The 8,926-nt window shown below is 65.2% G+C and carries 7 protein-coding genes; 3 read left to right on the plus strand and 4 right to left on the minus strand.

All coding sequences use genetic code 11. The features are described 5' to 3' along the window. Window position 1: 1 nt before the first annotated feature. Window positions 2-982: an aldo/keto reductase gene (locus tag HQK15_RS17935; RefSeq protein WP_173492883.1), complete on the minus strand. Its 981-nt coding sequence runs from the start codon at window positions 980-982 to the stop codon at window positions 2-4. 52 nt (window positions 983-1,034) lie between these two features. Between HQK15_RS17935 and HQK15_RS17940 the strand changes: the two genes are divergently transcribed. Next, entirely contained in the window at window positions 1,035-1,562 is a 528-nt protein-coding gene (locus HQK15_RS17940; RefSeq protein ID WP_173492884.1) for a hypothetical protein, read from the plus strand. Here HQK15_RS17940 and HQK15_RS17945 read toward each other — a convergent pair. The 3 genes from HQK15_RS17945 to HQK15_RS17955 are packed head-to-tail and all read right to left on the minus strand — an operon-like array spanning window position 1,559 to window position 3,324. Further along, entirely contained in the window at window positions 1,559-1,855 is a 297-nt protein-coding gene (locus HQK15_RS17945) for a putative quinol monooxygenase (RefSeq protein WP_217361837.1), read from the minus strand. The two genes, HQK15_RS17940 and HQK15_RS17945, sit on opposite strands and share 4 nt — an antisense overlap. 60 nt (window positions 1,856-1,915) lie before the next feature. Further along, window positions 1,916-2,944, minus strand: a complete 1,029-nt coding sequence (locus tag HQK15_RS17950) for a cation diffusion facilitator family transporter (RefSeq protein WP_173492885.1) — start codon at window positions 2,942-2,944, stop codon at window positions 1,916-1,918. After that, window positions 2,941-3,324 (minus strand): ArsR/SmtB family transcription factor, encoded by a 384-nt coding sequence (locus HQK15_RS17955; RefSeq protein ID WP_173492886.1) that lies wholly within the window; start codon window positions 3,322-3,324, stop codon window positions 2,941-2,943. The genes HQK15_RS17950 and HQK15_RS17955 overlap by 4 nt, the downstream gene beginning before the upstream one ends. 927 nt (window positions 3,325-4,251) lie before the next feature. Here HQK15_RS17955 and HQK15_RS17960 point away from each other — a divergent pair. Continuing rightward, window positions 4,252-8,421, plus strand: coding sequence for an NACHT domain-containing protein (locus HQK15_RS17960; RefSeq protein ID WP_217361838.1), 4,170 nt, complete (start codon window positions 4,252-4,254; stop codon window positions 8,419-8,421). Between the two features lie 100 nt (window positions 8,422-8,521). Continuing rightward, window positions 8,522-8,863 carry a hypothetical protein gene (locus HQK15_RS17965; protein ID WP_173492888.1) on the plus strand — a complete coding sequence of 114 codons (342 nt, stop codon included), beginning with the start codon at window positions 8,522-8,524 and terminating at the stop codon, window positions 8,861-8,863. Window positions 8,864-8,926: the final 63 nt, after the last annotated feature.

Here is an 8,926-nt window from a genome sequence, read left to right on the forward strand (position 1 = left end):
CCTACCAGCGCGGGTGCACCGCGTCGCGGAGCAGGCGGTCGTAGATGTCGTGGACCGACGCGTCGAACCCGTCGGGCAGGGCGACCTGCGCGGCCTGGGAGTTGGACCGCGCCTGGGTGACGTTGCGGGCTCCCGGGATCGCGGCCGTGACGCCGTCCTGCGCCAGGATCCAGGCGATCGCAGCCTGCGCCGGGGACGCATCGCCGGGCACGAGCGCCGCGAACTCCTGCGCTGCGAGCACACCGGTCTCGAAGTCGACGCCCGAGAACGTCTCGCCCACGTCGAACGCCTCGCCGGAGCGGTTGTAGGTGCGGTGGTCGTCGGCGGCGAAGGTCGTCTCGGCGGTGTAGCGACCCGAGAGCAGGCCTGACGCCAGCGGGACCCGCGCGATGATGCCGACGCCGGCCTCGCGCGCCGCCGGCAGGACCTCGTCGAGCGGCTTGAGGCGGAAGGCGTTGAGGATGATCTGGACCGATGCGACGCCGGGACGGGCGATCGCGGTGAGGGCCTCGTCGACCGTCTCGACGCTGACGCCGTAGGCCGCCATCACCTTCTCCTCGACCAGCGTGTCGAGGTCGTCGAAGACGCGGTCGTCGGAGAACACCGCGGTCGGCGGGCAGTGCAGCTGGACCAGGTCGAGGGTCTCGACCCCGAGGTTGCCCCGCGAGCGCTCGGTCCACGACCGGAACGCGTCCATCGTGAAGCTCGACGGGTCCTGCTCGGCGCGACGGCCCATCTTGGTCGCGACGAAGATGTCAGCGTCGGGCCGCGCGCGGAGGTACTCGCCGATCAGCTGCTCGCTGCGGCCGTCGCCGTAGACGTCGGCGGTGTCGAAGAACGTCACGCCGTCGGCAACCGCCGCATCGAGCACCGCGAGGGCCTCGTCATGGTCGACGTCGCCCCAGTCGGCGCCCAGCTGCCAGGTGCCGAGCCCGACGACCGAGACGTCCCGTCCCGTGCGGCCGAGTGTGCGTGACTCCATGGCGATGCTCCTTCGAAGACGGTGGGGTGCCCGTCCAGCCTAGGCTGACGCCATGACGTCACGCGCGGCCAGACCCACCTTGGCGGAGATCCGCCGCGCATTGCCGGGCGACGAGCTCGTCCCCGATGCCGACGTCGTGATGGACCGGGCGTTCACGCTCGCCGCGACCCCGGCCGAGGTGTGGCCGTGGTTCGTCCAGCTCGGCAACCAGCGGGCCGGCTGGTACCTCCCCGGATGGGTCGAGCGGCTCGTCCCGCGCGACCGGCGCGCGTACCGCACCATCGAGCCCGGCCTGCAGGAGCTCGCCGTCGGCGACGTCATCCCCGACTGGGGCGGAGCCGACGCAACGTTCCACGTCGCGGCGCTCGATGCACCGTCCGCCCTCGTGCACACCAGCACCCGCGGGCGGATCCGGCTGTCCTGGGCGATCACCCTGACCGGTGGCGCGTCGACACGCGTCCACCTGAGGCTGCGACTGGGTGGCGTCCGTCGCAAGCGACTCGCCTCCGTCGCGGGAGGGTTCTTCGACTGGCTGACGATCGTGGGACTGGCGGCCGGCCTCCGCGAGCGCGTTCGCTAGCCGACGATCAGCGGCTTCAGGGGGTGGATCGCCGGCGGCGCGGCGAGCTCGGTGCCGAGCACCGCGAGGGCCGACTGGATGTGCGGGGTCTGCATGTGGGCGTCGAGGTCGGAGGGGTCGTTCCACTCCTCGACGGTGATGAAGGTGCCCGCCGCGGCGACGGACTCCGACAGGTCGTAGGCGATGCAGCCGCTCTCGGCCCGGGTCGGGGCCACGAGCCCCTGCATGGCCTCGCGCACCGCGTCTTCCGAGCCCGGCTTGGCGGTGATGACGGCGACGACGTGGATGCTCATGATTCCTCCGGACGTAGGGGTGTTCCGCCACGGTAGGACGGGATCGGGCCGTGCGCCCGTTCAGCGTCCCGGCGCGACCGCCAGCCCGGGGCTGACGTGGATCGTCGCGGCGTCGAGCTGGGGCACCGCGGACTGCAGGCGGGCCTCGGCGCGGTGCGCGATCTCGTGGGCGGCCCCCAGGGCCAGCGCCGCGTCGACCTCGACGCTCGTCTCGACGTGCAGACGGTGCCCGATCCACCGGACCTGCAGGAGCTCGACCCCTGTGACGCCGGGCACCGCGAGCAGCTCTGACTCGACCCGGTCGACGAGGCCGGGGTCGACGCCGTCCAGCAGACGCCTGAACACCTCGGTCGCAGCGCCCTTGAGCACCACGAGGATCGCGACCGTGATCGCGATGCCGATGATCGGGTCGGCCAGCGGAACCCCTGCGAGGACCCCGAGGGCGCTGACCGCGACGGCCAGCGACGTGAGCCCGTCCGTCCGGGCGTGCAGGCCGTCGGCGACGAGCGCGGCCGAGCCGATCCGGCGGCCGACCCGGATGCGATAGATCGCGACGAGCTCGTTGCCCGCGAACCCGATGACACCCGCGAGCAGGACGACCCAGGCATGGGTCACCTCGCGGGGATCGATGATGCGGCGGACGGACTCGACTCCCGCGACGACCGCCGAGAGAGCGATCATCAGCACGATGAACAGACCGGCCACGTCCTCGACCCGGCCGAGACCATAGGTGAACCGGCGGCTGGCCGGCCGACGCGCGAGGACGAAGGCGATCCACAGAGGAACGGCCGTCAGGGCGTCCGAGAAGTTGTGGATCGTGTCGGCGAGCAGGGCGACGGACCCGGTCAGCACGACGACGACCGCCTGGGCCACCGCCGTCAGCAGCAGGACGACCAGGCTGATCTTGAGGGCGCGGATGCCCTCACGGCTCGACTCGAGGGCCGAGTCGATCGAGTCGGACGGATCGTGGCTGTGGGGCCTGAAGACCGCCTCCAGCGCACCCTTGAGCCCGGTGGCGTGCTGGCGGTCGTGGTCGTGGCTGTGACCATGCTCGTGCGGGTAGTCGTGGTGGTGGTCGTGATCGGTCATCGTTGGCCGCCCTCGGACGCGTCGAGTCGACGCACCGCGTCGCCGCGGTGGTGAGCGGGCACCCCGGAGCCCTGGTGCTCGGCATGGTGGACCCCGTCGAGCACCAGCTGTCGAGCATGGTCGCTGTCGAGGCGGTAGAAGATCGTGTTGCCGTCGCGCCGGGTCTGCACCAGCCGGGCGAGCCGCAGCTTGGCCAGGTGCTGCGACACCGACGTCGGCGACCGGTCCACCGCATCAGCGAGCTGCCCCACCGACATCTCGGTGTCCAGCAGGCACCACAGCAGTGCCAGCCGCGTGCCGTCGGCCAGCATGCGGAACACCTCGATGGCGAGGTCGATCTCGTCGGCCGAGGGCAGCTCGACCGATCTATCTGCACTCATGCGCAGATACTAACACTCACGCGTCCCGACGCCGGGTGCTCCCGGTGGGGTTCGAACCCTGTTCGATCAGTGGCCCGACCTGCACCGATACCGCAGGAGACGACCTGCAGAGCACGTCCGAATCGGAATACCGGCGTCGTTGTTCCTACTTGGATGCATTGAATCGGAACAGTGTTGCTCTATCTCCGACTTACGGAGGTGCCCGGTGGGCCCGAACAACGATCAGACCACCCCCGATGCTGACTGGCCTGCTCATAGCCGCGAGACTCGGGCCTGGTCGCAAGCTCAGCGTCAGGGCCCACGCGAGGACCGAATGTTCCATTCGGTCGACGTGTGGCTCCCGCCCCAGATCGCAGGCCTTTCTCCCACGTTCCCTTCCACCCTGGTGACAGTCATGGATGACGCCTCACGCGCCATCACGATGCTCGACCACGGCGTGCATGCCAACGCGCTCCACCGGGAACACCCCAACCCGCAACATCACACAGATGCGTCTGAATGGTGCTCAAACCGACCGCGACCACCAAGAAGAGGCCCGGCCCTCCCTGCAGTTGCAGGAAGGACCGGGCTGTGCTCCCGATGGGGGTCGAACCCTAAGCAGTCAACTCTCTGACCTGCGGAGATGCTTTCGAAGGCTGCAATTTCAGCCTGAACCGCGTCACACACACTCCTTGGGATAGCGACCGATCACGAGCAATTGTGCTCATTCTGTGCTCAACGCACTCTCAGTCATTGGCGGGAGAATGTCCCTGCAATCACGATCACCCGCCTGCGCCACAACAAACACAAGCGTGTGGCATCCAACTGTCGATATCATGCCAAAATGCGCCGCACCATAAACAGATGTGACGTAGCGCAAGTCTGCTCTAGCTGGGCAAGGAAGAAGATGTCCTGCTCAGCACTATGGTCAATCGAGAGCACACTCCCTTGAATGGACCATACGAACCCATAGGGCACGCGAGCTCGGTAGCTTCTGCTGACGTCGAGATCAGTTTTGGTGAACTGAGAGATCACGCGCCGGCGACGCCCGTCGTCCCCGTCAAAGGTCAGCCGCTGCTTCCGCTGGCTGGGCTGGAGCCTGAGGTGCTCGAACGCCTTTGCGCGGAGGTGGTCGCATACAATTCGCGCAACCAAGTTCATTTCTATGGCCGCCGCGGACAGAAGCAGTATGGGCTAGACATTGTCGAGCATCTACCTCGGAGCGCCAGCAGGTCAGGAACTCGCAACACCACCGTCTACCAGGTCAAGCGCTTCACGACTCTGACCGAAAAAGAGCTGGACGACGCAGTGCGTACATACGCAGCGTCGCAGCGGTTCACCGCAAACCGTTTTGTGCTCATGACATCCGCCCCGTTCGACCACGACACCAACATGGTCGATGCGCTTGCGGGCCTCGTTCACGAGTTCGATGGCGTGCTCGAGGTAGACGTGTGGGGCATCGAGACCATGTCCCAGAAGCTTCGGACCATGCCCAACACCGTCCACGCGATCTTCGGGTCCGCGATGGCACAAGAGTTCTGTGGCACGGCTGGCACTCCCCCGGCCGTTGAGCTGTACCGCCTGCCCGAACCGAACTCCCACGAGCGCACTCTGATGAATGCGATGCGTCAAGATTACAAGCGCGACGACCTAATCCGATTCGAAGAAGCCGAGCTCGTGGGGCCACGAGTTGACGACATGTTCGTCGATGTACCAATTCTCGCCGGAGCCGACACGTCCGCCGGAACGCGACTTGCGCTCATCAACCCCGATGGTGGCCAGCTGGCTCTCGTAGGCACTCAGTCAGGACTCACCGAACGCGGACACACGCACCGGTCGTTGCCGTCCGGCTTGTCCGACCCCGACGCGCCCCACGCCTCGATGGTTTCGGCCGGAGGAGCTCAAGCCCTTCTTCATCCATCGTGGTCGGTCTCGACCGTATTGATGGCGGGCCCCGGCCAAGGGAAGTCCACGCTCCTCCAGTACGTCTGCCAGTTCAACAGAGCACGACACCTCAACTTCTCAGAGTACGAGGCCGATGCGCACGAACTGACGTCGGTTGCGAGCATGCCAAGAGTTCCGTTCAGCGTCGATTTGCGCCGGTACGCCACATGGCGCCGCAAAATTCTCCTTCGTCACGAACAGCGAGACACCGGCCCCAAAGGAAGCAAGCGAAAGGGCGGCTGGCATCGGCACCAGCAGAAGCCGTCTCGTATCAACGACCCGAAATGGTTGGCGGACCTACCGCCCAAAGTTCGCGCGTCCATCATGGTCGAGGCCTACGTGGCCGAAGATGTCTCAGCGTCCGCAGGCGGAGCGTCGTTCGATGTCACGGATCTCGTTGAGGTCACCAGCAGATGGCCCGTAGTGTTCGCGCTGGACGGCCTCGACGAAGTCTCACCGCTGGATGACCGGACCGCCGTAGCTGACCAAATCCGAAATATGTTCGACCGCCAGGCCAGCCCCGACAGCGGCCTTGACACCATCATCTTGGTTGCGTCCCGACCAGGCGCTGTCGAACGGCCACTGTGGGAGGATCCTCGGTTCGCTGCCGTCGAGCTCGGCAACCTGGTCCCGGCCCTGAAGATGAAGTACCTCCTGCGCTGGTCCGCAGGTCTGAACCTGCCCGAAGAGCGCCGAAAAAACCTGATGAGCGTGTTCGAGGCCGAGCACCACAAACCGCACGTCGCTGAAGTGTCATCAAGTCCGATGCAGTTGGCCATTCTGGCGCACCTCATCGATACCCACTCGGTCATTCCCGCGAAACGAACGAGCCTGTACGACGAGTACATCAAGATCTTCTTCAACCGCGAGTGCGAGAAGAACCAAGCACTTAAGAAGCACCGCCCAACCCTCATGAAGATCCACGCAGTCATCGGCTGGTGGATCCACTCCGAGACCGAACGTGGAACCACAGACGGAACCATTGACCTAGAGACGCTTCGCACACTGCTGTTCGACTACTTGCGCAAGACAGACAAGTCCGCGGACGTCGTTGACGAACTGTTCAACGAGATGAAGACACGAATGATCTGCCTCGTGCAGCGCCGTCAGTCCGAAGGCCGTTACGAGTTCGATGTGCAGTCCATTCGCGAGTACTTCGCCGCTCACTTCCTCATCAAGGAACTGTCCACCGGGGCCGCAGGCACCCGTGACGCCCGCCTGGCCGAGATCATTCGCAGACCGTTCTGGGGCAATGTTGTGCGCTTCAGCGCCGGCATGTTCGACGACGGCGAGCTGCCGTCAATCGCCCATGCCCTGCGTGAGCTGAAGAAGGGCGACCTCGCCAATCACCCCATGGTCGGGGCCACCGCCAAGCAGCTACTCGACGACCAGGTATTCGAGACCGCACGCGCCAGTGTCGTGCACGACATCGTTGAGAAAGTGATACTTCAAGGCTCCGGCGTGCTCCTGGCGCAGGATGGCCTGCTGCGGTCGGGCACGAACCCGTTCGCGTTCCATTCCGGAGCCGGTGACCTGCGAGCCATCGACGTGCTAAAAGAGCGTCTGGTGTCGGAGCCGGATGACATCGCTCGACGTGGCGCCGCGGTCCTGTTGCACCGTCAAGTCACACGACTACCCGAGCCAGAGGTCGAACTAGGAACTGACGCAAGTCCAGCCGAGTCGGGCGCGGTAAACCTAGACACCAACCTGTGGGACTACTGGTGGTCCCACGCAGAAGGAACAAACTCCCTCGCCGACCGCAACCCCGCTGCCTGGCTGGACGTGGCCGCAGCTCTTCACGTGATGGGAGAGCTCACCGATGCCGAGGACGACCGTCTTCATCAACTCCTCCTGCTCACTCCCGACATGAGCCCAGTTTCGACGCTCACCCAAGGTGGCAGATGGGCTCCCGGCGCTGGACTGAGTGACCTGTGCGTCAAAGATGTCGCCAATGGAGCAGCCGACCTGAACCTGCCCCCGTGGCCCACGTCTACCAACGAGCGCACGGCCATCGCATCCGACGACGCAAGATCGGATACCGAGCCGCCCGGCGAGGACCACTCTGAGCCCGACAACGAGTTCGACCGTCGAGGCGCGCTCCTCATCAGCGGCCCACTCGGCCAGTTCATGCGCGCCAGCGACCCGCATCGCTTCTTCGCCGTTCATTCGCTTCGAGATCTCGACCGTGCCGGACGGGCAAGCGCTGACGAGAGCGTGTCGACTGGTCAGGTCACACACCGCCGCCGGATTCGAGGCAAAGGACTGACGCTGAAGCTGACCACTCATGCTCTAGATGCCGCGTTCGATGCCTTTGAGCACGCGCGCACTGCGGAGTCTTGGGGAACGGTCCTGAACGCGCTGAGCCAAGCCTTTGGTGACTCCTGGCTGGTCGAGCAGGCTGTCTTGACAACCCCGGTCAATGTTCTTCAAGACCTGCTTCGTCCCGGTGCCGCAGCGGCGCCAGCTGACGAATTCGGGCAGCGATGGCGAAAATCTGCCCAGTGGAGCGTCGACGCGCACAACAACCGGGACGACGCAGAGTGGTGGCGCGCACAAATAACGGCCGCCACGAACGGTCAGCTTGACGGCCGGACATGCCTGCTCGGGTCCATCTCAGTTGCGCACTCCAACGTCGTCGTGGCCGTCGGCGAAGACCTGAATGGCCTGGCGGAGACCTTGACACTGCGCGAACTAGGGACAACAGTCGCGGCCATCGCACGCAGTTATCTGGCGACCAAGCGCGCGAACCGCCTATCGGCGGCCCTTCGCGGCAAGAAGATGTCACCGTCGCCTCGTTTGGCACTGCTGCTGTGGCCGGGAGCGGACGAAGGCACTCAGGCCGAACTGCCAAAGCTTGTCCTCCCAGGCATGCAAGAACTCTGGGGCTCGTCGCCAGCTGGAGACGACGTCCTAAGCGCAGTTCTAGGACGCGCCTCGCAAAAGATTCAGCTCACTCACCTCAAGGGCGCCCGTCGCCAGCTTGCTCGTGGTCGCGTGACCTGGCTACCGGTCCTGGACAAGCTGTCGCTCGGACAGTGTGCTGACGCCCTTGCACGCCCTCAAGACTGGCCATCGGATGTCGTTCGGGCAGCATCGAACCGACTTGAAGCGCGTATCGGGACGAGTACCCCATTTCTTGCTGACGTCGCTGAACAGAACAATTGGGACGGGTAGGTCGCGTTACCCCTTCGTCATGCGACAAACGTCCAGCGGGGTCACCCGATCCAACGCTTCGACCGGTCAAGATGACGCAGCCCGCGACTACGGTGACTGCATGAACAAGACCCAACGCCTGCGTAACACTGCCGATGGTTTCATGGCCGCACTGGTGGCCAATGGTTTTCGGGGGCCGTGGCGCTGGAGCCATCTGGATTGGGAGCTGCCGTTTTATCAAGCATGGGACACCTGGCCGCCTCAGCGACGCAACCCGAACGACTTCCCGACCATCAAGCTCGGTGGAAGCGGGTCATCGTCCCAAGGGCGCGAGCTGCTGTGGCAGCTGAAGCGGACGTCACCATTCCACGCGTACGCGGATGAACCGCTGACCGAGCACCCTCTAGGTGTGATGTCCAGGGAGGTTGTCCCGTTTTGCGGGGCGAGTCGATCTGACGGGTGAAGGCCTCCTGTTGTGGAGTGGAGCTATCTAGGAACCGCTTCACGACCAGGAGGCCTTCATGTC

Source organism: Aeromicrobium stalagmiti, assembly GCF_013283745.1.
Classification (GTDB): domain Bacteria; phylum Actinomycetota; class Actinomycetes; order Propionibacteriales; family Nocardioidaceae; genus Aeromicrobium; species Aeromicrobium stalagmiti.